The sequence below is a fragment of the Pseudoxanthomonas mexicana genome (assembly GCF_010093385.1).
In the GTDB taxonomy this organism is placed as follows: domain Bacteria; phylum Pseudomonadota; class Gammaproteobacteria; order Xanthomonadales; family Xanthomonadaceae; genus Pseudoxanthomonas_A; species Pseudoxanthomonas_A mexicana.
Map to the genome: position 1 here is coordinate 1 of NZ_PDWV01000050.1, position 26,147 is coordinate 26,147.

Sequence of the window (26,147 nt, forward strand, 5' to 3'; positions counted from 1 at the left end):
ACTACATCGAGATGTTCTACAACCCGATCCGCCGGCATGGTTCCGCTCGCGGACTGTCACCGGTAGAGTTTGAAAGGCGCTACGCGCAGAGCGGCGACTGAGTGTCTACAGAGCTCTGGCCGGTCCAGCCTTGGACCCACGCAGCTTCCATGCCAGCCACCAGCGCAGCAGGCTAGCCCACCAGCCCCAATCCCCCGGAATCCGATTTGACATAATAGGCATTATGCGAAATCGTGGATGGGGCAGCTTGTCCGGCGGTGGCTGGCATGGTGACGGGATCGGTTTATCTGTGATTGCCGCTGAAGATCTGCCCCGGCTACGCCCAACAAACGCGACAGCTGGAGCCAACAAACGCCCCAGATTCATCGAGGCGCCAACAACACGCCCCGTTTTCAGAGAACTGACAGACAAAACGCCCCGGATTTAAACAGATCGGACTGCCTTTCTCCTGCTGACGACCAACAAGTTCCAGCAGCCGAGGCCCTAGTTTCCAGCAATCCCTGCCCATAAGTTCCAGCAGCGCTGAAATCTGGACTTTAATTTCCAGCACCGCTGCTCTGTGGGACGACAAATTCCTGCAGTTCTGCATCTGATTCATCGATCCGGTGACCGCCTCGTCAACGATTCCGGCGATCGGCAATAGCCTGAATTGTTGCCTCGACCCGAGCCATGGCTTCCTCATGCGGTATTGAAGGCCGCGGGTCTTGCAGCGCACGCTGCACCTTGGCTCTGAACCAAGCGTCGTACTCGTCGTCTGGCAGGCCCTGAGCTGTCCCAGGTGCGTCCGAAGTCATAGATGTAGCCTCCGCCTCAGCTCTCAGGGACTTCACGGTTCGATCATGCATCTGCGTGTCAGACGGTTCAAGCGCCCCCAAATTTGGGGGCATGTGGTCTAACCAACATCGTATGCTGTTACTCGTAATGCCCCAGAATTTGGGAGCGATGTTCCGCAGAGCTATTGATTTGTCGTCCAGACTTGCTAGATTCGCTGCCGTGAACATCCTTTGCCGCTCGCTCCGAATACTTGGCTGATCAGTCGACTGATCAGCCCCTGTAGCTCAATGGTTAGAGCAGCGGTTTTATAACCCGTCAGCGCCAGATAAGCGGCTTATGCCGGTTCGAGTCCGGCCAGGGGCACCACACCTCTCACTGAGGTTGCTCATGCCCATCTTGGATCCCGACGACTACCTCTCGCCCATCGTCTACGACGAAGTGCGTGGTGGCTGGTGCCTGACTGAAGAAGGCCAGTGGCTTCTTGTCCAGGAGATGATCGCCCGGACCAAGGAGCTTGATCGCCTTGACGTAATCGAGGGGCGAAAGCCGCCCACCTATACGCATTTCATCCAACCGGAGATGGTTAAGGGCGCAACGGTGATTTGGCCGAAGAAATACACGCCAAGCTGAAGCCGTGACCTATCTATTCCTCGATACCGAATGGGCGGACCCGATTGGCTCCGAGCTAGTGAGCTTGGCGCTCATCAGTGAAGATGGAATTCACCGGTTCTATGCTGAGCGCGATCCCTTGCCCGAGGAGGCCACCGACTTCGTGCGATCAGTGGTCTATCCCCTGCTCGATCGCGGGAAGTGGCGGATGTGTGATCAAGCGATGACTACGGGGTTGCGTGCTTTCTTAGGGGCTATCCCAGCCCCGATTGTGCTGGCTGATTACCCTAACGACTTAGCGCTACTGAAGTACGTGATTGCCGGTTTCGATATGTCAGACGAACTGGCCGCGGCCTGCGGTCCGATCCCTCAACCTGTGATGACAAGAATGCTGAAGGAAGGTGCCATGGGAATGCTGGTTGAAGACTACTTCGCGGGCCATTCAGAGGCTGCAGCCCGACGGCATCATGCTCTGGTCGATGCAGAAGCGCTGCGTATGGCGTGGCTGGTAGTTACGGGTCGAATCGAAGTGCCGGCATGGGCGCGGACAGTCCATCTCCAATGACCCCTCATCCTTTTCAGGAGTTGAGATGAAGCACGCCGACTTTGCCATCGGAACTGAGTTTGAAATCTGCACCGGCCAGCGCTGGCGCTGCACCGACGTGGGTCAGCGCTCGATCGTGGCCATTGAGTTGCGATCGGATGTAGATGAGGACTGGTTTCATGGTCCACCCTATCCGGTGCCGGAAGTGGTGTTCGATGAGCATGACATCGCGGGTGCGTTCCGGAGCGCCGAGGAGCACATCCTGGACGCAATAACCAGAAGGAATGGCGGCACGCACCCAGGCTATCCCCATGACGTAATGAAAACAATGATGGAAGCATGGCTTCGCGAGGATGCGCGAACGTATCCGCGAGCGAGACTTCTCCGCAGCGACCGGGTCGATGTCAGCGGCGAGATCCTGCACCCTTATGCAGCCGAGTCTACGGCGGAGGGATGGTGCATTCTTCTTTACGCACCGTACACACAGGCATTCAGTACGTTGCCAGAACGCGTCTTTGTCTCGTTGCGCGCGGCAACCTCATTGGATTTTGAGGCGCGAGCAAAAGCCGTCAGAGAAGGCTGAGGTCGCTTGTCGTGTCATTTCCCAGGCTAGGGTTGCTTTTCCGCCCCACGGTTGGCCCGCTTGCCAACGGACTTGCGTGGCTTGGATGGGGGCTCACGTCGGCGCATTGCCGCTTCCAATGCCGCGGGCAGATTCTGCAGCTTGCTCAGTTGCTTCTCCAAGGCGTCGGCGCGCGCCCGCTCGCTGCTGGCGCTCCGGCTCGCTTCGGCGGTGGCGGTCTTGGCCTCATCGAGCGCTTGGCGCAGCACCGCCTCGCTGGCCGCTTGGTTCTTGGTAACCGCCGTGAGGCGACCCTGCAGCTCTTTGATCTCCTGGCGCGCCCGGTCGACTTCGGCATGAGCGCGATTCTCCAGCGCCTGCACGTGCGCGGTCAGACTGGCGCGTTCGGATTGGGCAGCGTCCTGCAGGACCTGTAGGCGGGCTTCGAGCGCCCGCTTGGCGCCTTGGGCCTCGACCTCGCGCGCCGTCACGGCATCGCGTTGCTGGGTGAGTTGAGGGTCGGCAGGGGGTTCTGCCGAGATACGTGTAAAAATGCCCCACAGAACTCAAATAATTCTTTTGGCACAATAAGTTAGCGGATATTTTGCGCCAGCCGATCGAGCGCAGGACACGCCTCTCCAGTCGCTACGTGATTGCACTCGTCCACCAACTGTTCCAGTTCCGCCTCCAAGAGCCGCAACTCTTCCATGCGTTGCCGGACTTCAGTCAATTTCCGCTCGGTCAGCAATCGCGTCTGCTCGCAGGTGCGCTGGCCTTTGACTTCGAGCAGGCCTGCGATCTCGTCGAGTCGGAACCCCACTGCCTGTGCCCGGCGGATAAATTGGAGCCGGCCGACATCGTCGGCACCGTAACGCCGCACGCTGCCCTGCGGCCGTTCGGGCTCCTGCAGTAGCCCTCGCCGCTGGTAGTAGCGGACCGTTTCGACATGCACACCGGCCGCTGAGGCCAGCCGGCTAATTGTCATCGCATTGGTGGTCATGGCTTGACTCCGTACCTTGGTACGGAGATTACCATGCCGACATGGCCCAGCCCCGATCTCGATCCTCCCTGCCTGCCCTTATGGGAGCCGCCGCCGCAGCGGCCGGCGCGTCTGTGTGTTGCGTGGTCCCTTTGGTGCTGGTCCTGATGGGCATCAGTGGCGCATGGATCGCCAACCTCACCGCCTTGGATGCCTGGCGCCCCTGGTTCAGCGCGGCCACACTGGCTTGTCTGGGTTGGGCGTTCTGGACGCTGTATCGCCCGGCGGCGCGGTGCAGGACTGACGGTGCCTGCGTCGATCCGGCGCAGCTGCGACGCCGCCGGCGCTGGCTCTGGATCGCCACCGGCTTGATCGCGCTGTTGCTGCTCTTCCCCTACTACATAGGCTGGTTCCTGTAAGGAGTTCCCGATGCGCAAGATCCTCCTTGGTTTGATCCTCACAGCATGGATGGGGTTGGTCTCCGCAGCGCCCCCCAAGCAAGTCGTCGCCCTGCACGTGGAAAACATGACCTGCCCGGCGTGCAGCATCACCATCGATAAGGCCTTGGACAAAGTGCCGGGTGTGACGGCGCGCCGTGTCGACACTCAGGCGGCCACCGTGATCGTGACCTTCGATGCCGAGCGCACCAATACGGCGGCCATCGCCAAGGCCATCACCGATGCCGGGTTTCCTGCCACCGCCAAGGCGAGCGCGAACGGTGGCTGAGGTGCAACTGCAAAGCACGCTGACGTGCCCCGCGTGCGGGCATCAGGCAACCGAGACCATGCCGACAACCGCGTGCCAATTCTTCTACGAGTGCCCGGGGTGCCATACCTTGCTGCGCCCCAAGGCGGGTGATTGCTGCGTGTTTTGCTCCTACGGCACGGTGCCGTGTCCGCCCATCCAGCAAAGCAGCCCCTGCTGCAGCAACGTGGGTTGATTCACCCTACGCGGCCAAGGCCAGAGGTAGTTCGATTTCGTAGGGTTCCGGGATCGCTTCCACGTCGATGAGATAGTCGCCGAAGCGTTTGACGTGGCTGGTCACATAAGGACTGAGCGTAGCCACGTCTTCCGGGGTGATCTTCCAGCCCGCACGCATGAGCGATTTGATGATGCGGGTCTGCTCGACCACGTTGTGGAAGATGACGGCGTTGGACACCAGGTCGTTGTACTTGACCGCCTTCTCCTGTTCGAGCGGATCGTTGTCGGCGATGATGCCTTCCCCGCCGAAGAAGAAATGCTTGGCAAACCCGTTGTAGGCCTCGACCTTGTTGGTGGAGGCCGTGATCTGTTCGCGCAGCTCGCGGTTGGAGATGTACTGCAGCAGGAACAACGTGCGTACGGCCGCGCCCAGTTCGCGGAATGCCTGGTACAGGCGGTTCTTGCGGCTGTAGTTGCCCAGCTTGCGCAGCAGCGTCGAGGCGGCGATCTTGCCGGACTTGATCGACAACACCACCTGCATCAAATCCTTCCAGTGGGTCTCGATCAGGTCCCAATCGACCGTGTCGCGGAACAGCGGGTCGATGTGCTCGTAGCGAATGTCTGCGTCGGGCCGATAGAACTTGTAGTCCCGCCAGTTGCGAATACGCGGCATCAACTGGATACCCAGCAGGTGTGACAACCCGAACACCGGCAGCGACTGGCCCTGGGTGTCGGCATGCACGGTGTCAGGCTGGATGTCGGAGGTGTTCTTCAGCAGTCCGTCGATGATGTACACCGCTTCCCACACACCGCACGGGATGAAGTGACTGAAGAGCGCCACGTAGGTGTCGGAGACGTGATGGTAGGCGATGCCACCGTAACCGCCGTAGCGAATGTGATACGAGGCCAGCAGGTTCTGATCGTAGAGGTCGTACTTGGTGCCGTCGGCGGCGGCGCTCTTGCCATCGCCCCAGAATTTGGGGAGCTGCAGGCCGGCATAGCTGTTGATGATGTCGCGGCAGGCCGCGGCCAGCTTGTTCGCGTCCACATGCCGGCGGTTGACGAACGACAGCATGTGCGCGGAGACCGCACCGCGTAGGTGTCGCGCCGCCTGCGCCGGCCCGAGGTTGCAGCCGTAGGTGAACGTGGTGAGCACGTAGCGCTCAAGGGGCTGCTCGATCTTGGTGTCGGAGCCGGACAAGGGGCCGAAGTGCCGCGTCCAGCCGGTCCAGTGGGCGACATCGCACAGGATCTCGATGACGCTGCGCTCGCGCAGGCGGTCGAGGATGGCCGTTTCCAGGGCACGGGCGTGGCTGCTCATCTCCTTGGCCTTGCTCCGCTTCAGCACCGGCAGCCCGTCCTCGCCGATGATCACCTGGCCGTTGTCCAGATAGCCTTGGTCGGTCAGCTCGGCGACCTGCAGCAGGCGCGATTGCAGCGCGTTGACGAACTCCACGGGCGTGGAAGGCAGATTCAACTGCCGGCAGTAGTCCGCCACCAGCGGTTCGCATTCGTCCCACGGCAGCAACTGGTGCCGGTAATCGGCATAGGTCTCCGAGCCGCGTACCGCCACGTCCCCGGATTTGAGTTCGTTCGCCAGCGACGAGAACACGCAAACCTCGAACAGGCGACGATGCACACGCTCCGCGCCGGCTTCGGTCCGGTGCACGATGGTCTTGCGCCACGGCTGGGAAGTGAACGCCAGATCGACCGGCTCGTCCAGCCAATCGCCGCGGGCACGTTCCTGGCGCAGGATCAGTTCGATGGCGTTGATCAGCGAGCGGTCTTCGGTCGTGGATTCCAGATCCAGGTGCCGCACCATCCGCAGGATCGTGGCCCGGTGGCTCTTGTAGAACGGCCACAACAGCGGCAGATGGTTGTCGCCGGCATGGGCGGCGATCGCCTCGCAGTCGGCCTGCAGTGCTTGTGCGCCGCCGCGCCGGGCGACCAGCTGGCGGATTTCGCGGCCGGCCTCGGTGTCGCTGGGATGGTGGTCGAGCACGCGGACCACATCCGACATGGTGGCCACCAACGCCTCGGTCTTCTCGCGATACCGCGCCCGCAACCGCTCCAGTTCCTCCCGGCCGCGGTTGTGGATGTTGCCCAAGCGCTTGATGAACATCTCCGCGAGGTCGTCGCGGGTCTGCACCCGGGCGCGGTGGATCAGGCACAGCAACACCGCGTGACGCTTGGCCGGCCGGAAATCCCGCAGTTCGGCGGCATCCAGGGCGCGGGCTTCGGCTGCGAAGTGCTTGCGCTTGAGTTCGGGCACCTCCACCAGGTGCTGCTCGCTACCGACCAGGTTGTCCAACGCCGCAATGTGATCGAGCAGTTCCTGGAAGTGTTGCAGGGAGGCACGCTTCGGCAGCCGCTTGATCGCCTGCAGCGGGCTCTTCTGGCGAGGATCGCTGACCACCAACAAGTCATCCAGACGCTGCTTCTCGTCGGCCGTCAACCGTCCCGCAATCAGCGCAAAGTAACGGCCATTGACGAGCGTGCGGATGCGCCGGGCCATGCGATCCAACGCGGAGAACGCCGGCAACTCGATGCGGTCGCGCACCAGTTGTTCGATCGCGACATTGATGAGGTCTGCCGGATTGTCCATGACGGCGGCCGCGTCGTTCATGGCGCGGGCAGCCACGCCGAGGCCGCCGTCGGCATAGGCGCGCACCTGCAGGTAGGCACGGATGCGCTGGTAGTAGCGATACCGCTTGTTGGGTGCGACCGGCGCCGGTTTCACCTGCACCCTGTACTTCAGTTCGCCGCGGATGTGACGCACCACCGCCGCGGGCACTTCCTCCAGGGCCGGAAAATAGCCCAGTCGCTGGAACGCCTTCAGCAGGACGGCCAGGGTCAGGCGGTGCGCGGGCTGCCGTGCCTGTTCGGCGACGAAAGTCAGTTCGGCTTCGGTGGGGGTGTAGGCGGCGACCAGTTCGCGGACGACGGGATTGCGCTTGAACTGGGGATACGCGGTCCGTTCGATCGACGCCATTGAAGCCTCATTCGGTCAGGGTGCGGGTAACGCCGGCGGCGGCAAGCTCGCCTCGATGCGCTGGCGCGCAAACGGGTCGCTGCCGTCGAGGTAGCGCATGGCCGAGTGCACGTCGCGCCAGCCGACGTATTCCATCAACGCCTTCACGTCCCAGCCGTTGGCATTGGCCCAGCCGGCGAAGCCGCGGCGCAGGGAGTGGCTGCTGTAATCCGCCGCATCCGGGAGCCCCGCCGCGGTGAGCAAGCGGCGCAGCAGTGGAATCAGGCTGTTGGGATGCAGCGGCGTTTCGCTGACGCGCCCCCAGCGGTCGATGCCGCGGAACACCGGCCCCTGCGTGAGCTCGGCCGCAGCCGTCCATTCGGCGGTTGCCATCACTGGGCACAACCGCGACAGCGCCGGCACCTTGTAGGTGGTACCCAATGCCTGGCGGTCACCCTTGCTGCGCGGCAGGAAGCAGGTCATGCCTTCGCCCGGGACCAGGCGCAGGTGTTCGACTTGTACGCGGATCAACTCATCGCCACGGAAGCCGCGCCAGAAGCCCAGCAGGATCAGCGATCGGTCCCGGCGATGGCGCAGTTCGTCCGCATAATCGCCGCGGTCTCGCGCCGCCGTGATCGCGCCCGCAAGCCAGTCGTCCACCTGGGCTAGCCGGGTCAGTTGCAGTGGCTCAGCCTGGGTCTCGACCGAAGGGTGCACGGTCTGGATGCCCTTGAGCACTTTGCGCACCAGTGGCGCCCGGGTTGGATCGACGAACCCGTGCTCGCGGTGCCAGTGCGCGAGAGCGGCCAGCCGCTGTCGCAACGTGTTGTTGGCCAACTGTGCGGCATGATCAGCCAGGTAGCGGGCCACGCTGTCCGGCGTGGCCGGCAGGTGGCCGCCCCATTCGACCTCGAAGTGCCGCAGCGCCGAGGCGTAGCTGCGCTGCGTGTTCTCGCGCTCGGCGGCCTCCAGGTACCGTTCCAATGTCATGGGCGGCACACCGGATCGGTGCACGAAGTCGAATCGTTGCCCGGGTGCCGCAGCGCCCCCAGGATGGTGCAGGTGCCGCGCTCGCCGCCCGCGCACTGGGCGATCACGCCCTCCAACTCGCTGGCCATTCGGGTCAGCGCCTCGATCCGCTGATGGATGTCGGCCAGGTGCGCCCGGGCCAGCACATCGACGTTGCCGCACGACAGCTTCGGATCGTCGTTCAAGCGCAACAGGCTGCGGATCTCCTCCAGACTGAAACCCAGCTCGCGCCCACGGGTGATGAAGCGCAGCCGTTCGACGTCGCCCGGCGTGTAGGCGCGGTAGCCGCTCCCCGTTCGCGTCGGTGGTGGCATCAGTCCGACCCGTTCGTAGTAGCGGATGGTTTCCAGGTGGCAGCCGCTGGCGACGGCAGCTTCACTGATTTTCATTCGCATTCTGCTTGACTCTGTAGTGGCTACGGACTTTACGCTGAGCCTGTGCCCGCTGCCACCCCGGCCGCGGCCTGCTGCGTTCGTGCCCATGCCCCTGCCGATTACCCTGATTCGATCCATTCTCTTCGCCCTTCTGCTCGGGTGGGCCGCGCTGCTGCCGGTCCGCGCCGAATCGCCGGCAGCCAACCCACGCCAGACCTGGCAGATGCTCGACTACATCGCGGTGGACTATGCCGGCGCCGTCCAGGGCGGCCGTGTCGTTGCCCCCAGCGAATACGCCGAGATGCAGGAGTTCGCCGGTGCGGTCCGCACGCAACTGGCGAGCTTGCCTGCGACCCCGAAACAGCCGGCGCTGCTGGCGCAGGCCGACCGGCTGGCGGTGGCGGTGGCCACCAAGGCCGAACCTGCGCAAGTCGCGGCGCTCGCCCGCGGGCTGGCCGACGACCTGCTGGCCGACTACCCCATCGGGGCGGTGCCGACCTCTCCGCCGGAACCGACACGAGCCACGGCGCTCTACGCCCAGCAATGCGCGGCCTGTCACGGCCCAAGTGGACGCGGCGACGGTCCGGCCGCCGCCGGGCTGGATCCGCCGCCGATCGCTTTCACCGATGCCGACCGCGCCGCCCAGCGCACGCCGCTGGCGCTGTACGAGGTGATCTCGCAGGGCGTGCCGGGCACCGGCATGGCCAGCTTCGCTGGATTGCCCGACGCTGACCGCTGGGCGCTGGCGTTCTATGTGGGCAGCCTGGCGTACTCGCCGCAGGCCCGTGCCGACGGTGAGGCGCTATGGCGCAAGAATGCCGACGCGCATGGCCGCATCCCCACGCTGGAAGCGCTGACCCGCACCCGCGAAGCCGACCTTGCGACGAGTCTGCCCGCGACACAGGCCAACGCCATCGTTGCCTACCTGCGTTCCCGGCCGCAGGCCGTCAACGAACCGGTGGCCGGCGCCGGTCCGCTGGCATTGGCCCGGCAGCGACTGGCCGACAGCCAGCATGCCTACGCCGCCGGCGATATCGCACAAGCCACGACGTTGGCGTTGTCGGCCTACCTCGATGGCGTGGAGCCGATCGAGCCGACATTGGCCGCGCGCAACACGGCACTGCTGCGCGACATCGAAACCGCCATGGCCCGCTATCGCACCCAATTAGGGCGCCGAACGGCCCCAGCGGACATCGCCGCGCAGGCGACAAAGATCAATGCACTGTTCGATCGCGCCGAGGCGGTACTGCAGGATTCGCACACGGACACGACCACTGCCTTTCTCGGCAGCTTCACCATTCTTGTGCGCGAGGGGCTGGAAGCACTGCTGATCGTGATCGGCATGATCGCGTTCCTGCGCAAAGCCGAGCGCCGCGAAGTGCTGCCCTATGTGCATGCCGGTTGGGCCGGCGCCTTGCTGGCCGGCGCGGTGACATGGGCGGCGGCGACCTACCTGGTGGACATCAGCGGCGCCAACCGCGAAGTGACCGAAGGCGTGTCGGCGTTGTTCGCCGCCGCCGTGCTCCTGAGCGTGGGCATCTGGATGCACCAGAAGAGCCTGGCTGGCCGCTGGCAGCACTACCTGCACGCGAAGCTGTCGGCGGCGTTATCGCGGCGCTCGGCGGTCTTCCTGTTCGTGCTCGCGTTCGTGGCGGTGTACCGCGAGGTGTTCGAGACGATCCTGTTCTACATCGCGATGTGGAGCGAACAGGCCTCCGCCGCCATCCTCGCGGGTCTGGTGGCGGGCAGCGTGGTCCTGGCCGCCGTGGCGTTCTGGATGTTGCGCGTGAGCAAGCGCCTGCCGATCGGCCGGTTCTTCTCGATCAGTTCGATCCTGATCGCGGTACTGGCGGTCATCCTCGTCGGCAAGGGCATCGCCGCCCTGCAAGAGGCCGGTTGGGTATCCCAGGCCTTGGTGCAGGCGCCGCGCATCGAATGGCTGGGCATGTATCCGTCCTGGCAATCGTTGCTGGCACAGGTGGTCGTGGCCATCGCCGCGGTGGTCGGATTCATCGTCAACACCCGGTCCGCACCGGTACCGGCACATAGCCCCAAGACCCAAGCAAGAGGGATAGATCAATGAGTGACTGCGGCTGCCACCACGAAGCCAAGAATTCCCGCGAACGTCGGGTGCTATGGATCGCTCTGGGACTCAACGCCGCGATGGCGGTCATTGGCGGCATCGCCGGCTGGATCGCGCAATCCACCGGCTTGCTCGCCGATGCGCTGGACATGCTGTCCGATGCCACCGCCTACACGATCGGCTTGATCGCGATCGGGCGAACGGCCCGCTTCAAGGCCAATGCGGCCTGGCTCAGCGGCAGCATCTTGCTGGTGTTGGGCATCGGCGTGCTGGTCGAGGTCGGTCGACGGGTCATGTACGGCGCCGAGCCGCTCAGTAGCTGGATGATCGGCACCGCACTGTTGTCGCTGGCGGTCAACGTGAGTGTGCTGCGCATGTTGGCGCCACTGAAATCCGGCGAGGTGCATCTGCGGGCGACCTGGCTCTTCACCCGCGCCGACGTGGTGGCCAACCTCGGCGTGATCCTGGCCGGTGTGCTGGTGCTGTGGCTGGATTCCCCGTATCCGGATTTCGTTATCGGCGCACTGATCGGCTTGTATGTGATCAAGGAAGCCGTCGAGATCCTGGGTGATGCGCGCCGCGCCCAACGTGAGGCCAAGGCGTGAGGCGCTGGCGGACGTTACGTCGCCGCTTCGCGGCAACGCTGATCGCAATCTGCAGTGCCCTGGGTATACAGGCCCAGGCCGCACAACGTTTGACCTTGGATGACGCCATTGCTCGCGTGGCGCAGATGCACCCGGAGATTCGTTGGGTGGAGGCTCGCACGGTGGTGTTGGCCGCCGAGCGCGAGCGGGCCGAGCAACGCCCGCCCTGGATCGCCGGCGCCGAGGTCGAGAACGCGTTCGGCACAGGTCATGCCCGTGGTTTGGACAGCGCGGAGTTGACCCTGACGCTGGCCTCGGTCCTGGAGCGCGGCGGCAAACTGGACGCCCGGCGCACCCTGGCGCAAAGCCGCATTGATGCGATGGCCGTGCAGCGGGAATCCCGCCGGCTGGATCTGCTGGCCGAGACCGCGCGGCGTTACTTGGCGGTCGTGGCCGCGGAGCGTAGCCGGACGCTGGCGGAGGCCGACATGGCGCAACGTCAGCGCACCGTGGCAGCGGCGCGGCGGCGACTTCCGTCCGGCGCCTCGCCGGAATCGGTGCTTCTCACGGCACAGGCGGCACTGGCCCGAGCCGAACTCGCACGCGACCGGGCCGAGCAACAGAGAACGGCCGCCCGCCAGCACCCGGCCGCACTCTGGGGCGAACGCGCCCCCACCTTCGACTCGGTCGCCGGCGACCCGCTGGCCTTGCCGACCATCTCACCGTTGCAAACGCTGGCAGCCGAGCTGGAACGCACCCCCGAACTCGCCCAGTTCGCCGGCGAGCGCCGCATTGCCGAAGCGCGCCTGCAGCTGGCGCGCACGGCGGCGACGCCGGACCTGGAATGGCAAGTCGGTATCCGACGGCTGCAGGAAAGCGACGACACCGCCCTCGTGGCGGGGGTGTCGATGCCGCTTGGTAGCCGCGCCCGCGCGCAACCGGAAATCCGCGCCGCCGACGCCGAACGGGAAGCGTTGTCGATCGAGCGGGAGGCCAAGGGCCTGTCGCTGTACTCGACGCTGGTCGAGGCGCACGGTCGTTACACCGCAGCGCAGGTCGAAGTAGCGCGCTTGCAGCAGGACGTGCTGCCCAAGCTCGCTCGCGCCGAACAGGCCGCCGAGCGCGCCTACCGCGCAGGCGCCATCAGCTACCTGGAATGGGCGCAACTGCAATCCGAGCGGACCGCGGTCCGTCAGCAACAACTCGATGTCGCGCTCGATGCGCAGCGCGCCCTGATCGAAATCCAGCGCCTGACCGGTCAGGCGCTCGTGACCGCGCCGACAGCCGCTTCGTCTGGAGATATCGCCCCATGATCCATCCGCGTTGGCCCGCCTTGGGCCTGGTCGTGTTGTTGGCCGCCTGCAGCGCCTCGGCGCCCGAGCCCGAGACCGCCGAAGCCCAGGAAGTGGGCGAGCACGAAGAAGCGCCGCAGCACACCACGATTCCGGCCAAGACCGCGCACGCCGCCGGCATTCGCATCGCCGCCGCCGGTCCCGGCATCATCGCCGACGAGCACGAAGTACAAGGCTTGCTGACTCCCGTCGAAGGACGCGTTGCGCAGGTGACCGCACGGTTCCCGGGACCGGTGCGTTCGGTGCGCGCCGGCGTTGGCGACCGCGTGCGCGCCGGCCAGGTGCTGGCGAGCGTCGAGAGCAACCTGAGCCTGACGACGTATTCGATCACCGCGCCGATCAATGGCGTGGTCATGGCCCGCACAGCCGCGGTGGGCATGTCCGCGGTTGAAGGCGCGCCGCTGTTCGAGATCGCCGATCTGTCCACGCTGTGGGTGGACCTGCACATCTTCGGTGCCGACGCCCAGCACATCAGTGCCGGAGTACCGGTGACCGTGACGCGCCTGAGTGATGGCGTGTCCGCGAATACCACGCTGGAGCGCGTGCTGCCGGGGACGGCGACCGCAAGCCAGAGCACGGTCGCCCGGGCCACCGTGGTCAATGTCGATGGTTTGTGGCGCCCAGGCTCGGCGGTGAAAGCTCGTGTCACCGTGGATCGTCAGCCAGTGACGCTGGTGGTGCCGATCACCGCCTTGCAGACCGCCGAAGACCGGGATGTCGTTTACGTGCAGCAAGGCGACACGTATCGCACCCGGCCGGTGACGCTGGGTCGGCGCGATGCCGAGCGCGTGGAAGTACTGGAGGGCCTCAAGGCCGGTGAGCACGTGGTCGTGGCGCAAAGCTTCCTGGTCAAGGCGGACATCGAAAAGTCCACCGTCGAAGAAGAGGAGTGAGCGCGGCCATGCTGGAACGCCTCATTCGTTTCGCCATTCGCCACCGCTGGCTGATGCTGGTGCTTACCGCCGCGCTGATCGCGCTGGGCGTGTGGAGCTACCGGCACCTGCCGATCGACGCCACGCCCGATATCACCAACGTCCAAGTCCAGATCAACACGCAGGCACCGGGCTACTCACCGCTGGAGGCCGAACAGCGCGTGACCTACACGATCGAAACGGCGATGGCCGGGTTGCCGAAGCTGGACTACACCCGCTCGCTGTCGCGCTATGGCCTCTCGCAGGTCACCGTCGTGTTCCAGGATGGCACCGATCTGTATTTCGCCCGCCAACAGGTCGCCGAACGCCTGCAGCAGATTGCCTCGCAGTTGCCCGGGGACCTGGACCCGGAACTCGGTCCCATCGCGACCGGCCTGGGCGAGATCTTCATGTACACCGTGGAGGCCGAGCCCGATGCCCGCAAACCCGACGGCACGCCGTACACGGCCACCGACCTGCGCACCCTGCAGGATTGGGTGATCCGGCCGCAGTTGCGCAACACGCCAGGCGTGACTGAGGTCAATACCATCGGCGGCTTCGAGCGGCAGATCCACATCACTCCGGATCCCGCGCAGCTCGTGGCCTTGGGCTTCACGCTGGATGATGTGGTTCAGGCCGTGGACCGCAATAACCAGAACATCGGCGCCGGCTACATCGAACGCAACGGCCAGCAGTTCCTCGTGCGCGTGCCCGGCCAACTCGCGGACCTCAAGGCGATTGGCAACATCGTGCTGGATCGGCGCGACGGCGTGCCCATCCGGGGGCGCGATGTCGCGACCGTGGCCGAAGGCAAGGATCTGCGCACCGGCGCGGCCACCCAGAACGGTCACGAGGTGGTGGTCGGTACCGCTTTCATGCTGTTCGGCGCCAACAGCCGCGAGGTGTCCCGCGCCGCGGCTGCGAAACTGGAGGCCGCCAACGCCAGCCTGCCGGCGGGGGTGCACGCCAAGCCGGTCTACGATCGCACCACGCTGGTCGACCGCACCATCGGCACGGTCGCCAAGAACCTGATCGAAGGCGCATTGCTGGTGATGCTGGTGCTGTTCCTGCTGCTGGGGAACGTCCGCGCATCGTTGATCACGGCGGCGGTGATTCCGCTGGCCATGCTGTTCACCATCATCGGCATGGTCCGTGGCGGCGTCTCAGGCAATCTGATGAGCCTGGGCGCGCTCGACTTCGGCCTGATCGTCGACGGTGCGGTGATCATCATCGAGAACTGCCTGCGCCGCTTCGGCGAGGCGCAGCATGCGCTCGGCCGCGAACTCAACGACGAGGAACGCTTCGACGTGACGGCCTCGGCCACGACCGAAGTGATCCGGCCCAGCTTGTTCGGCCTGGGCATCATCGCCGCGGTGTACCTGCCGATCTTCGCGCTGTCGGGCGTGGAGGGCAAAATGTTCCACCCGATGGCCATCACCGTCGTGCTGGCGCTGACGGGCGCGATGATACTGTCGCTGACCTTCGTGCCGGCGGCGATCGCGACCTTCCTGCGCGGACGCGTGGCTGAGCACGACAACCGATTGATGCGCTGGTCGCGCGCCCGCTATACGCCACTGCTGGAGTGGGCATTGCGCCAGCGCGTGGCGGTTCTGGTTGGCGCTGCGGTACTGGTGCTCGGCAGCGGCTTGCTGGCGACGCGCCTGGGCTCGGAGTTCGTGCCGAGCCTGGATGAAGGCGACATCACCCTGCAGCCGCTGCGCATTCCGGGCACAGGCCTGGAGCAGTCGGTGGCCATGCAGAAGACGCTGGAGCTGCGGATGCGGCAGTTCCCCGAGGTGGCCAACGTGTTCTCCAAGATCGGCACGGCCGAGGTGGCCACCGACCCGATGCCACCGTCGATGGCCGATACCTTCCTGATGCTCAAGCCGCGCGAGCAATGGCCTGATCCGCGCAAGCCCAAGACGGAGCTGATCGAGGAGCTGGAAGCCGCGGCCCGCGAGATTCCCGGCAGCAACTACGAGTTCACCCAGCCCATCCAGATGCGCACCAACGAGCTGATCTCTGGCGTGCGTGCGGACGTGGCGGTGAAGGTGTACGGCGATGATCTGGACGCCTGACGCGGGTGGCCACGCGCATCGAACGGGTCATGCGTCAGGTGCCCGGTGCCGAGGACGTAAAGGCCGAACAGGTCACCGGCCTGCCGCTGCTCACCGTCACGCCCGATCCGGCTGCGCTGGCGCGCTACGGTCTGAACCCGGGAGACGTGCAAAACACCGTCGCCACGGCTGTCGGCGGCACCGTTGCCGGACAGCTGTTCGAGGGCGATCGCCGCTTCGACCTGGTGGTGCGTCTGCCCGAATCACTGCGGCAGGACCCGGCAGTGCTGGCCGATCTGCCGATCCCGTTACCGGCCACCATTGATGCCGACGCCGACGAATCCAGCCGCGTCGCGACCTGGCGCAGCGGCGCGCCGCGCACGGTGCCCTTACGCGAGGTCGCCCGGATCGAGGTGCAGCGCGGTCCGAACCAAGTCAACCGCGAGAACGGCAAGCGTCGCGTGGTGATCACCGCCAACGTGCGCGAGCGCGACCTGGGCGGCTTCGTCGGAGAACTGCGCACGCGCATCGGGCGCGATGTGAAGCTGCCCGAGGGCTACTGGGTCGACTACGGCGGCACCTTCGAGCAGTTGATCTCGGCCAGCCAGCGGCTGGCGGTGGTAGTGCCGGTGACGTTGGCCATCATCTTCGCGCTGCTGTTCATGGCCTTTGGCTCAGCCAAGGACGCGGCGATCGTGTTCAGCGGCGTGCCGCTGGCGCTGACCGGCGGCGTGATCGCCTTGGCGCTGCGCGGCATTCCGCTGTCGATTTCCGCCGGCGTCGGCTTCATCGCCTTGTCTGGCGTGGCGGTGCTTAATGGCCTGGTGATGATCGCCTTCATCCGTCGCCTGCGCGAGCAAGGCGATCCGCTGGAGAATGCGGTCCGCGATGGCGCGCTGGGCCGGTTGCGGCCGGTGCTGATGCCCGCGCTGGTGGCTTCGCTCGGTTTCCTGCCGATGGCCTTCAACGTCGGCGCCGGTTCGGAAGTGCAACGTCCACTGGCGACGGTGGTCATCGGTGGCATCCTGTCCTCGACCGCGTTAACCCTGCTGGTGCTGCCGGTGCTGTATCGCTGGGTGCACCGGGATCGCACTGAGTCGGCGCAGGTCTGAAGCCCGCGAGGGAAAGCAGATGCACGAAGTCGATATCGAAACCGTGCGCATGGCGATGTTCGTCCACTCCGGCGTGAAGGCGGTGGACTCGCTGCGCCTGTATCGGTCTGTGGCTGGCACGGGCCTGGCCGCCACCCTCACGGTGGCGGCCCCCGATGTCGACCAGACCAACGTCCGCGACACGATCGCCACCGTCCTGCGCGAGCGGTTCGGTATCGACGAGGTGGACTTGCAGTTCCAGGACCCCGGGCCGATTCCGCACACGATCGATATTTCGCGCGGACTGATCGAAAAGAAGTAGAGCCGTAGGTGAGATGGCGGCCTATTTCATCGGCGCGATGCGGGTGATGGTGCTGTCCATGCCCTTGGACTCGAACTCGAATTCCACCTTCTGACCGGGCTTCACCGACGCCACCTGTTCCGGCGATGCCTTGAACGCCATGGTCATCGCCGGCCATTTCAAGGCCTCGACCGGGCCGTGGGCGATGGTGATCTTGCCCGTGCCGGCATCCACCGACTCGACGGTGCCGGTGGCCATCGCCATCGTGGCCGCCTGCGCGTCCCCGGCCATTTGCTTGTGCTCGGCTTCGGACATCTGCATGTCGGCGGCCGTTGTTGCGCCGGCGGACGGTGCGTCATTCGGCATCGGCTGCTGAGTTGCCTCGGGCATGGGTTGTTCCTCGGTGCTGCCCGGTTGTTGCGAACAGGCGGCCAGCAGGACGGTGGAAAACACAATGGCTTGAAGTTTCATGTGGAGCTCCTTTGGTTGGTTGAGCGGGATTTGAACAACACGCAGTGGCGGCGTTTTCGGCCGCCACGAAACGACAACGCGATCTCATCTGGGCGTGGTATCGACCGGTGCAGGGAACACCTGGTCGTACCGGCGCACCTTGCCCTGGACGAGCGAGGCAGCCATGCAGCGCCCAGACACGTCCGTGCCAATCCGTGCCGTACCGACACGATAGTCGCGGAATGTAGGCGCGAACTTCGGGTTGCCTACTTGCTGACGGCGCACCAGTTGGACTTCCTGCCCGGCCGCCAGGGACGAAGCGCGTGGATCCAGGCAGACCTGCAGGTCACCATCCGACACGGATGCAACCGTGCCGAGGCGATTGGCCGGATACAACGAGGCACAGGCACTCAGCAAACCAACGCCGAGAGTAAGATTTCACAGATGAAATCAGATTTTATGGGGCATTTTTACACATGTCTCGGCTGAACCCCTGCAATGGCGTGTTGAGTCAACGCAGCGTTCGCGCAATCACTTCGATCGGTCGCAGCCCCCGGCCGAAACGGGCCATGGCATCGCGATGCGCTTCCAACTCGCTGTACGGCAAGTAACGTAGGTCCAGTTCGGTGACCCGGCTAAAGGCCGGGCGGGCGAATTGCGCACGCACGTCGGCCTCGCGTCGGTCAGGCGCGACGAGGAAGTAACGCGCCGCCATGCCGTCGCCCAAGCCCAGCGCCAAGTCGAGCATGCGTACGATGCCGGAGTAGATGCTGGTGCTGTGTTCGACCTCGAAGGCTGCGGCAAGCTTGCCATCGGCTTCGAGCCAGATCACATCTATCAGGCGGATCGCGTCGGCGCCGGCGGTGCGTTCCAGGGCCTCAGGCAGAGCAGTGAGACAGCCGTCGCCCAACCTGCCCTGCGCGTACGGCCGGGCCCGATCGTTACTTGCGATCCACACATTGAAGCCCAGGGCGCGACCGAGATCGCGCAGCCAGCCTTGGATCTGCGTATGCGACTGGTCTTCGGCGGCCTCGGCCGCGCGCCGCTTCTGGTCCGCCGCGTCCGCGCGCACGCGGGCGAGATCGGCCTCCCAGGCGGCCTGCGCTGCCGGGTCATTTCCGGTCGGCGGCAGCACAATGCGACCGGCGCCGATGTCGAACAGAAAGCCAGCCACTGCGCCGAGGTCGTTCGACAGCCAGCGGCGATGGACACGGTTGAGTTCCAGGATTCCGCGGCGCATGGCCAGATATTCGTCCCAGCGCCCCAGCTTGACCTTGGCACCGGTGAGCGTGTTGTAGCCGCGCACGATCGCGGTGTTGAACGGCGGCACCAGCGTGGGATGGACGAAATACAGCAGGTTCGCCGCGGCCGGCCCAAGGCCCTTGATCCGCTGCGCGTCGAGTGCGTGAATCGCGCGCAGCACGCCGGCTTCGTCATTGCAGCAGTCGCACTCGTCGAGGAAGCGCCCGAACGCCCGCTGGTTCTGCGGGTGTTCGTAGATGTCCGGAATGCGCAGCTTGGGCTTCCACAGGAAGGCATGGTCGGCGCCCTTGAAGATCTGGCGCTGCTCGGCAATGGCCGACACGACCGTTTCCAGCGATGAGCCACGGTAGGTGTTGCCGAATGCGCCGGTCTCGATCTCCTGCACCACCGCCTGCAGGCCGCGCCGGATAGAACGGAAGTTCTTGAGGCGTTCTTCCCAATGGAACCAGTTGCGGTAGGTCGAGCCCGCGTCCTGGTGCCAGCGTTCGAACACTGGTGCCAGGACGGCTTCGACTGCCGTCGGCGTTCCCGCGATGTCTGCCATCGGATGGTGCCCTACTTCTTCGGCGGCTTGGGCGTGCGCGAGGAACTGTGCATCGACACGATGCGCCATTCACCGTCGCTCTTGCGCAGCACGCTGGTCGCCACGCCCTGGCGCTCGATCGGTTCGGGCTTGTCCTTGAGACGGATGGTGTAGCGGTAGGTTTCGGTGGCCAGTGCGATCGGGCCTTCCAGCCGCACTTTCACCACGTAATCGGAGAACTGGAACGACTCGAAATGCCCCAGTTCCGGCCCAATGTGATGGTCGCGGTAGTCGGCATAGGTGCCTTCGATCTTGCCTGACCGATGACCTCGTTTTCCTCGGCGAAAAGGCGCTCGATGCCGGTCAAGTCGCGTCGCTCCAGCGCCTTCTTGTAGCTATCCAAGACGAACTTGACGGCGGCGTCGTCAGTTCCAGCAGCCAGGGTCGACGGAGGCGACGAAACGAGCAGGAGGGCTGCGAGCAGAAGGCCTAGGCGCATACGGGTATCTAAAGGAAGGAGCGGGTGCCCGACAGTAGCCGAACGAGGCTGGGCCGGCAACCGAGCACGCCGGGTGAGCCGTCTCGCCTCCGCAACCACACGAAAGTCATGGGTTTACGGTGACTTGACGTCGAAAGGTTAATCGAGGCCCGCAGGGTGCATCGTCGAACCTTAAACAAAACTCAAGGCTTGCAATAGATGCTATTCGACTATGTCAACGAGGGCGCCATGACGCCGCCCCAACCATTGGCGGCTGCATCGCTTGTGGGCCACGGCGGCATTATCGACTGGCAGATACAAAAAGAGCCCGCATAGCGGGCTCCAATTTATTGGCGATCATTAAAACTTGAAACGTGCATTCACATAGTAGCCACGCGGAGCACCAGGCGTGATGTTGTTGTCGCTATGCGCCGAGGGAAAGTACTTTTTGTTGAACAAATTCTCGACGTTGAGCTGCAGGTCGATGTTGTCATTGACGGTGTAGTACACCGCGCCGTCATAGCGGGCGTAGCTCTTCAGCGTCACCGCGTTGCTGGTCGTGGCATAGGACTCGCCGCGGTAGATGGCGCCAAGACCGACGCCCCAGTTGGGCGAGAGGTCGAAGCGGTTCCACAGGCCGACCATCTGCTTGGGCGTCTGCGCCAGTTCCGTGCCCTTTGGTGTCACGCTGGTGGCGGAAGTGCGGATGTCACGGGTGATCTCGGCTTCCTGATAGGTGTAGCTGGCGATGATCTGCCATGCCTCGGTGACCTCGCCGCTCAACGAGAGTTCGACGCCCTCGGTACGTTGGCTGTCGCCGGAGAACAGGACCATTCGGATGTTGGTGGGATCGGCTGGATCGACCACCGCCACATTGCTCCGGTCGAGACGAAACAGCGCGGCGGTTGCGCCCAGACGCGGCGTGATATCCCACTTAGCACCGATCTCGTAGTTCTTGAACTCTTCCGGATCCAGCGACTGGGTGCTGAACGCCAGCGATGCCAACTGCTCGCCCGAGCGCGGAAGGTAGGTGATGCCGTAGCTGGTATAGAACGAAAGGTTCTCGGCCGGCTTATAGATCAGGCCGACGCGCGGCGAGATCAGGTTGTCGGACGAGGACAGATCACGTCGATCTGTTGCCACGCCGTTGCGCAGATCGGTGAAATCCACGTCGAAGCGGTCGTAGCGTACGCCGACGACTGCTTCCCAGTTCGGTGAAAATTCAATCTGGTCCTGCGCATAAAGCGCTGCAACCTTGGTGACGCCGGTGTTCCTGGCGTCGCCGCTGCCATTTGCACTGTTGTTGGCATAGACGACAGACAGGGAAACGTTCGGATCGGCCAGCGGAACAATGCAGCTGGAGGACGTGCTACCGGCGAGGCAAGCGGATTGCCCCGGGGTGAAGGTGCCGCTACGACGTTCGTTGTCGGTTTCCTGGCGACCCAATTCGGCGCCGACGAGGAACTTGTGCTTGACCGCGCCGGTGGCGAAGTCGAAGGTCAGGTCGGTCTGGTTGAAGAGGTTATTGCGCTGAGTGTCGTTGTTGTAGGCCGACAGCGCCACCGTCGTACCCGTAGCATTGACGTTGCCCGGGAATACGTTCTGGTACAGCTTGTCATAGTCCGCGTAGCGGGTCCGACTGCGCAGCAGCGCACCATTGCCGAACTGATGCTGGACCAGGACATTGAATGCGTTCACATCGACCCAGGTGGGGCTGCCTGCAGGATCGCCGAAGAAGGTCTCACGGTCGGTCTCGACCGGGTAGCGGGTGCCATTGAAAGTCTGCGACGCAGGGCGGCTCGGGATGCCGCGATCGGCCGTGCGCTCGTCATGGAAATACTCGTAGCCGAGCGTGACCAGGGTGTTCTCGCCCGGGCGCAGCGACAGGGTAGGATTGATGCCTTCGCGCTTCAGTTCGAAACCATCGCGGAATCCCTCGGAGTCCTCGTAGACACCTGTCACACGGAAAGCGGCGACATCGTTAATCGGTTGATTGACGTCGGCGGTCAGGCGCTTCTTGTCCCACGAGCCGAACTGGAGGCCGAATTCGCGTGCGGTTTCCCAATCGGCAACCTTCGTGACCCGATTGAGCAGGCCGCCCGGACTGCCGCGACCGAAGATCATCGCGTTAGGACCCTTGAAGGCCTCGATGCGATCGATGTTGTAGGTATCGCGGTAGTACTGCACGTCATCGCGCATGCCATCGATGAACAGGTCGGCCGTGGAGCTGTTCCCACGGAAGACCAAGCCGTCACGGTTGCCTTCTCCCTGGGTGATGCCGATGCCCGGCACATAGCGGACGGCATCGGCCATGCCCTGGATCCCTAGGTCCTGGATCAGGTCTTGGGTGATCACCGTCACGGCCTGCGGGACATCAAGCAGGTTGGTGTTGGTCTTAGTCGCAGTCGTGCTGCGCTTTTGCACATACCGATAATCGGTCTTGCCTATCACCTCGACCGTGTCGAGTTCGGTGGCTGTCTGTGCAACAGCATCGCGATTGATGGACTGCGCGTAGGCAGGGGTAGTTGGCGACAGGATGAGGGTAAGAGCGGCTGCCAACGGCGCGGCGGCCGGGATTTTCTTGATGTTCATGGTTCCCAGATGGTGGTGTACGGCTTCAAGCCGCGACCCTTATATGCTAATGCGAATAGCTATCATTAGCAATGGTCTGGGCTGATTAAGTTCAAGCTGGACATTTAGCCCCGCGATTTCCTGAAACTAGGCATCGGCATGGACATCTTGGAGTGATCCATCTCCTGTGCCGCAACCGGCAACGCCATGACCAACGCCAAGGTGCTAAACGCCAACCAGTTGGGCAGTGAGCGCCAAACAATCTGGACGCTCCCGCCAAACATTCTGGGCAGCGGCGCCAAATGAACTGGACACCGCCGCCAGCCTGTTGGGCATCTTGAGGTTACTTGGCAGAAGCTGACTTGCGCTTGCGCATCGAGTCGCCCTTCAGTTCCAGCTTGTGACTGCTGTGGATCAAGCGGTCAAGGATGGCGTCGGCCAGCGCCGGATCGTTAATGAAGGCGTGCCAGTCCTTGACCGGCATCTGGCCCAGCATGATCGTGGAGCCAGTACCCACACGATCATCCAGGATCTCAAGCAAGTCGCTGCGACCCCGGGCATTGAGCCCCGTGAGGCCGAAGTCATCCAGGATCAGGAGCTTGGTTTTGACCAGTTGCCCCCGCAGCTTGGCCAGCGAGCCATCCTTGTGCGCCACGTCCATCTCTTCCAGCAAGCGGCCGGTGCGCCTGTACAGCACGCTGTGCCCATGGCGAGCCGCCTGCGTGCCCAAGGCGCACGCCAGCCAGGTCTTGCCGGTGCCGGTAGGCCCGGTGATGAGCGCGTTCTGCTGCCGTTCGATCCAGCCACAGGTGAGAAGATCCGCGACCAACCCACGATCCAGTCCGCGGGAGTGCCGATAGTCGATCGCTTCCGGGGTGGCACTGTGTTTGAGCTTGGCGCTCTTGAGTAGCCGCTGCAGCCGCTGTGTGTCGCGGTGGCTCTGCTCGGCATCAACAAGATGGGCCAAGCGTTGCTCGAAGCCGAGGCTGCTGTAGGAGGCCTGCGACTGCTGATGCGCAAGCGCTTCGAGCATGCCATGGAGGCGGAGTTCGCGCATGCGTTCCTGGGTGGATTGAAGGGTCATCCTGTTTCTCCTTAAGGGTTCTGGTAGTAGTCGGCGCCGCGCACGTTGTCGTGGGCGATAGGGTCGTCATTTGCAGCGTCGCCACCCTGAATTGGGGCGGCCTCGATACCACGCTGAAGCATGGATTTCACCGAACTGATGCTGCGGGCATGCATGGCCAAGGCGCGGGCGCAAGCCGCCTGCAGTCGGTCCGTGCCGTAGTCCCTGGCCAGCGTGCGAAGTCCACGGCCAGCCTGCAGGGACTGGGCAGCATTGGCGTGATGCTTGAGGTGCTGATCGAAGAATGCGGCGATGGCACCACCTTGCTGCTGCGTCCAGGTCGTCACGGTGTCGTAGCTGTCCAGGCCGTGCGCACGGTGGGCCGGGGGCATGTGCTCAGGCAGCGTACTGAGCCCCCCAGGCGTGTCATCGCGTGGGTGGATTGCCACACGTTTCCCATGCAGGAAGACCGACACATGGTCGGCCGACGCCCGCAGGTTGACCTTCTTGCCTACGATGCCGTGATGGACCGAGTAGTAGTGGTCATTCCAGACCACGTGGTAGTCCTGACCGACGGTGATGCCAACCTTCCATTCAGCAAACTCGTAGGGCGCATCGGGCAACGGTTTCAGCGCCGGCGCATCCAGTTCTGCGAAGAGGGTGTTGCGGCTCTTGTTGCCCACGCCCCGCATCGGTTTCTCGTTAATCCGATCCAGCAGCGGCGCCATGGCTTGGTTCAGTTCTTCGAGACTATGGAAAACGCGATTGCGCAGCCTGGCCAGAATCCAGCGCTGGGCAAGCTTGACCCCGATTTCCACCGCCGCCTTGTGCTTGGGCTTACGCGGGCCGGCTGGCATCACGTCTGTGTCGTAGTGCGCCGCGAACTCCGCATAGGTGGCATTGATCAATGCCCCGTCCTCGCGCGTGCGCCGGATGACGGCGGCCTTGAGATTGTCAGGGACCTGGTAGCGGGTGACGCCACCGAAGAAGGCCATGGCCCGGATGTTGCACTCGATCCAGTCCGGGATCTTCTGGCTCTCTACCGCATAAGCAAAGGTCTTGCGGCTGGCGCCCAGGACGGCCACGAAAAGCTCCACCTGCCGCCTGGCCCCGCTCTTGGGATCGGTGATCCAAGGGCGCATGCCCGAGAAGTCCAGAAACAACTCCTGCCCGGGATAGTGGATCTGGCGCATGACCAGCCCGCGTGTGCGGGCGTAGCGCTGATAGCGTCGGCGGAACTCCGTCTCCGACATGCCGGCCTCACCGACCTCCAGCGCGTACTCCTCGTGGAGCAGGGTCAGGGTGACGCCGGGGCGCTCGTACTCGGCATGCACGTGCGACCAGTCCGGTTCGGCGAAGGGCTTTTTGGCCGCATGTCGGCCCGGATTGAGCCGACGATCCAGTTCCAAGTCATCCAGCGGCTCGACAGCGTCCCAGTGCAGCCCCTGTTCGGCGGTAATCTTTCGGTAGCGCCCGACGGTGCTGTAGGACACGCCTAGCGACCGGCCGATGGCACGGTCTGATTTATCTGTTCGCAGGATCCAGCGACAGATGTCTTTCAATCTCTGCATGAAGGCACTCGCGATCGTGCCCGCCCTCCGGTGGGAGGGATTGGGGCAAACACCTCCCGTGCGGCCGAGCCAAATGGCGAGCCGGGAGGCTTGACGATGGAGAGGCGGTTACGCAGAATGCAGTGCAAGAGCTTGCTTCTCTGCATTCCAAGCCCTCGGACGTTAGCGCGTTCGGGGGCTTTTGCATTTCCGCACCACGGTGGCGGGTGGAAACCGGGCCTAGCTCATGGCGGGTCCCCCTCCGCAGATGCCTCGACGTAGCGCCCCGGCCATAGGGATTGCGGGGTACACCCCAGCTTCCGTGCGATGGCCTGCTCGATCCGACGCGAGCGGCGCTTGCCCTGCGAGGTCGCGGTGACGGTCGTGGGCTGGATGCCCAGTTCGCGGGCGATACAAGCCAACGACGAGCCCACCAATCGCAGGCGCATCTTGATGAACTCGTGCTGTTCCCTTGTGCCCGTCATCACTGTAGTCTTGGCGCATTATTGCGCCAATATAGTGCACAAATGGGATCCTCTACCAGCCCCCTCGACAAGGACATGATCGCCCGCCGTCTGGCCGCTGTGCGCGCCGAACTGGGCCTGAGCCAAGCCGCGCTAGCCGAACAGGTCGGGTTGTCAAAACGGTCCTACATCCACTACGAACGCGGCGAGCGCGAAGTGCCTACAGGGTTGGTCAAAGCGCTGTATGACCTGCACGGCATCGATCCGGTCTGGCTGATGTCAGGGACCGACGAAGCCCCGCAGAAAGCGCGCCAGGCGGGCATCGATTTTCAGTTGGTGGACAAGGTCGTGGCGGCCCTGGACCGCGAGTTGGGCAAGGTGGGACGCAAGATGCGCCCAGAGCACCGCGCCCGTGTCATGAAGGCGCTCTATCAACTGGGCGTGGAACAGGGGCGCATCAGCCCGGAGATCGTGGCCGATGTGGTGGCCGTGGCGGTGGCTCGTGGACGATAGGTCTGGACCGGCCAGAGCTCTGTAGACACTCAGTCGCCGCTCTGCGCGTAGCGCCTTTCAAACTCTACCGGTGACAGTCCGCGAGCGGAACCATGCCGGCGGATCGGGTTGTAGAACATCTCGATGTAGT

At 64.2% G+C, this 26,147-nt stretch carries 25 protein-coding genes, 1 tRNA gene and 2 pseudogenes; 14 read left to right on the forward strand and 14 right to left on the reverse strand.

Features of this window, described 5'->3' with window-relative positions; translation table 11 throughout:
- Window positions 1-617 precede the first annotated feature (617 nt).
- Window positions 618-1,001, reverse strand: a complete 384-nt coding sequence (relB, locus tag CSC76_RS19345; protein ID WP_338014960.1) for a type II toxin-antitoxin system RelB family antitoxin — start codon at window positions 999-1,001, stop codon at window positions 618-620.
- A gap of 46 nt (window positions 1,002-1,047) precedes the next feature.
- Here relB and CSC76_RS15270 point away from each other — a divergent pair.
- From CSC76_RS15270 to CSC76_RS18895, 4 genes are all read left to right on the forward strand, one after another.
- A tRNA-Ile gene (locus tag CSC76_RS15270) sits at window positions 1,048-1,140 on the forward strand.
- Window positions 1,141-1,161: 21 nt separating this feature from the next.
- A complete protein-coding gene (locus CSC76_RS15275) occupies window positions 1,162-1,404 on the forward strand; it encodes a hypothetical protein (RefSeq protein ID WP_162110856.1) in 243 nt (80 codons plus the stop codon).
- 4 nt (window positions 1,405-1,408) lie between these two features.
- Window positions 1,409-1,948, forward strand: coding sequence for a 3'-5' exoribonuclease (locus CSC76_RS15280; RefSeq protein ID WP_162110857.1), 540 nt, complete (start codon window positions 1,409-1,411; stop codon window positions 1,946-1,948).
- A 25-nt stretch (window positions 1,949-1,973) separates the two neighbouring features.
- Entirely contained in the window at window positions 1,974-2,510 is a 537-nt protein-coding gene (locus CSC76_RS18895) for a hypothetical protein (protein WP_202923543.1), read from the forward strand.
- Between the two features lie 26 nt (window positions 2,511-2,536).
- On the opposite strand, the gene CSC76_RS15290 is transcribed toward CSC76_RS18895, so the two are convergent.
- Entirely contained in the window at window positions 2,537-2,980 is a 444-nt protein-coding gene (locus tag CSC76_RS15290) for a hypothetical protein (RefSeq protein ID WP_162110858.1), read from the reverse strand.
- 101 nt (window positions 2,981-3,081) lie between these two features.
- Window positions 3,082-3,489: a MerR family transcriptional regulator gene (locus CSC76_RS15295; RefSeq protein ID WP_115857979.1), complete on the reverse strand. Its 408-nt coding sequence runs from the start codon at window positions 3,487-3,489 to the stop codon at window positions 3,082-3,084.
- Window positions 3,490-3,569: 80 nt separating this feature from the next.
- Here CSC76_RS15295 and CSC76_RS15300 point away from each other — a divergent pair, with 80 nt between their 5' ends.
- From CSC76_RS15300 to CSC76_RS19140, 3 genes are read left to right on the forward strand one after another with little or no spacing between them, the layout of a single operon-like run.
- Window positions 3,570-3,887 carry a mercuric transporter MerT family protein gene (locus CSC76_RS15300; RefSeq protein WP_231118146.1) on the forward strand — a complete coding sequence of 106 codons (318 nt, stop codon included), beginning with the start codon at window positions 3,570-3,572 and terminating at the stop codon, window positions 3,885-3,887.
- A gap of 10 nt (window positions 3,888-3,897) precedes the next feature.
- A complete protein-coding gene (locus CSC76_RS15305; protein ID WP_115857981.1) occupies window positions 3,898-4,194 on the forward strand; it encodes a heavy-metal-associated domain-containing protein in 297 nt (98 codons plus the stop codon).
- Window positions 4,148-4,408 carry a GDCCVxC domain-containing (seleno)protein gene (locus tag CSC76_RS19140; RefSeq protein ID WP_343133220.1) on the forward strand — a complete coding sequence of 87 codons (261 nt, stop codon included), beginning with the start codon at window positions 4,148-4,150 and terminating at the stop codon, window positions 4,406-4,408. Before CSC76_RS15305 ends, CSC76_RS19140 begins: the two co-directional genes overlap by 47 nt.
- A 6-nt stretch (window positions 4,409-4,414) precedes the next feature.
- Here CSC76_RS19140 and CSC76_RS15310 read toward each other — a convergent pair whose 3' ends face one another.
- The 3 genes and pseudogenes from CSC76_RS15310 to CSC76_RS15320 form a co-directional block, all read right to left on the reverse strand.
- Window positions 4,415-7,381: a Tn3 family transposase gene (locus CSC76_RS15310; protein WP_162110859.1), complete on the reverse strand. Its 2,967-nt coding sequence runs from the start codon at window positions 7,379-7,381 to the stop codon at window positions 4,415-4,417.
- An 18-nt stretch (window positions 7,382-7,399) separates the two neighbouring features.
- Window positions 7,400-8,350: pseudogene (locus tag CSC76_RS15315) on the reverse strand (tyrosine-type recombinase/integrase); the annotation flags it as partial.
- The gene (locus tag CSC76_RS15320) at window positions 8,347-8,778 is read right to left on the reverse strand and encodes a MerR family transcriptional regulator (protein ID WP_115857984.1); all 432 of its coding nucleotides are present in this window, start codon (window positions 8,776-8,778) and stop codon (window positions 8,347-8,349) included. The gene CSC76_RS15320 and the pseudogene CSC76_RS15315, both read right to left, overlap by 4 nt.
- A 91-nt stretch (window positions 8,779-8,869) precedes the next feature.
- On the opposite strand from CSC76_RS15320, the gene CSC76_RS15325 reads away from it, so the two are divergent.
- The 6 genes and pseudogenes from CSC76_RS15325 (at window position 8,870) to CSC76_RS15350 (ending at window position 17,163) form a co-directional block, all read left to right on the forward strand.
- A complete protein-coding gene (locus CSC76_RS15325; protein ID WP_162110860.1) occupies window positions 8,870-10,846 on the forward strand; it encodes a cytochrome c/FTR1 family iron permease in 1,977 nt (658 codons plus the stop codon).
- Entirely contained in the window at window positions 10,843-11,451 is a 609-nt protein-coding gene (locus CSC76_RS15330) for a cation efflux transmembrane domain-containing protein (protein ID WP_115857986.1), read from the forward strand. The genes CSC76_RS15325 and CSC76_RS15330 overlap by 4 nt, the downstream gene beginning before the upstream one ends.
- Before the next feature lie 38 nt (window positions 11,452-11,489).
- Window positions 11,490-12,743, forward strand: coding sequence for a TolC family protein (locus CSC76_RS15335; protein WP_238395010.1), 1,254 nt, complete (start codon window positions 11,490-11,492; stop codon window positions 12,741-12,743).
- Entirely contained in the window at window positions 12,740-13,675 is a 936-nt protein-coding gene (locus CSC76_RS15340) for an efflux RND transporter periplasmic adaptor subunit (RefSeq protein ID WP_115857988.1), read from the forward strand. Before CSC76_RS15335 ends, CSC76_RS15340 begins: the two co-directional genes overlap by 4 nt.
- Window positions 13,676-13,683: 8 nt before the next feature.
- A pseudogene (locus tag CSC76_RS15345) lies at window positions 13,684-16,862 on the forward strand (efflux RND transporter permease subunit).
- 19 nt (window positions 16,863-16,881) lie between these two features.
- Window positions 16,882-17,163, forward strand: a complete 282-nt coding sequence (locus CSC76_RS15350; protein ID WP_115857989.1) for a hypothetical protein — start codon at window positions 16,882-16,884, stop codon at window positions 17,161-17,163.
- 21 nt (window positions 17,164-17,184) lie between these two features.
- On the opposite strand, the gene CSC76_RS19145 is transcribed toward CSC76_RS15350, so the two are convergent.
- The 8 genes from CSC76_RS19145 to CSC76_RS15390 form a co-directional block, all read right to left on the reverse strand.
- Window positions 17,185-17,613: a copper-binding protein gene (locus CSC76_RS19145; protein ID WP_231118149.1), complete on the reverse strand. Its 429-nt coding sequence runs from the start codon at window positions 17,611-17,613 to the stop codon at window positions 17,185-17,187.
- 84 nt (window positions 17,614-17,697) lie between these two features.
- Window positions 17,698-17,952 carry a hypothetical protein gene (locus CSC76_RS15360; RefSeq protein ID WP_162110861.1) on the reverse strand — a complete coding sequence of 85 codons (255 nt, stop codon included), beginning with the start codon at window positions 17,950-17,952 and terminating at the stop codon, window positions 17,698-17,700.
- 151 nt (window positions 17,953-18,103) lie between these two features.
- Window positions 18,104-19,468 carry a type II restriction endonuclease gene (locus tag CSC76_RS15365; RefSeq protein ID WP_238395006.1) on the reverse strand — a complete coding sequence of 455 codons (1,365 nt, stop codon included), beginning with the start codon at window positions 19,466-19,468 and terminating at the stop codon, window positions 18,104-18,106.
- Window positions 19,411-19,602, reverse strand: coding sequence for a YybH family protein (locus CSC76_RS15370; RefSeq protein WP_338014961.1), 192 nt, complete (start codon window positions 19,600-19,602; stop codon window positions 19,411-19,413). Before CSC76_RS15370 ends, CSC76_RS15365 begins: the two co-directional genes overlap by 58 nt.
- Window positions 19,603-20,216: 614 nt before the next feature.
- Complete coding sequence (locus CSC76_RS15375; protein WP_162110862.1) at window positions 20,217-22,448, reverse strand: TonB-dependent receptor; 2,232 nt, start codon at window positions 22,446-22,448, stop codon at window positions 20,217-20,219.
- 322 nt (window positions 22,449-22,770) lie between these two features.
- Window positions 22,771-23,511, reverse strand: coding sequence for an IS21-like element helper ATPase IstB (gene istB, locus CSC76_RS15380; protein ID WP_162110863.1), 741 nt, complete (start codon window positions 23,509-23,511; stop codon window positions 22,771-22,773).
- Between the two features lie 11 nt (window positions 23,512-23,522).
- A complete protein-coding gene (gene istA / locus CSC76_RS15385) occupies window positions 23,523-25,061 on the reverse strand; it encodes an IS21 family transposase (protein ID WP_162110864.1) in 1,539 nt (512 codons plus the stop codon).
- 224 nt (window positions 25,062-25,285) lie between these two features.
- Window positions 25,286-25,525: a helix-turn-helix domain-containing protein gene (locus CSC76_RS15390; RefSeq protein WP_162110865.1), complete on the reverse strand. Its 240-nt coding sequence runs from the start codon at window positions 25,523-25,525 to the stop codon at window positions 25,286-25,288.
- 75 nt (window positions 25,526-25,600) lie between these two features.
- Here CSC76_RS15390 and CSC76_RS15395 point away from each other — a divergent pair, with 75 nt between their 5' ends.
- Window positions 25,601-26,017 (forward strand): helix-turn-helix domain-containing protein, encoded by a 417-nt coding sequence (locus CSC76_RS15395; RefSeq protein ID WP_056879479.1) that lies wholly within the window; start codon window positions 25,601-25,603, stop codon window positions 26,015-26,017.
- Window positions 26,018-26,147: the final 130 nt, after the last annotated feature.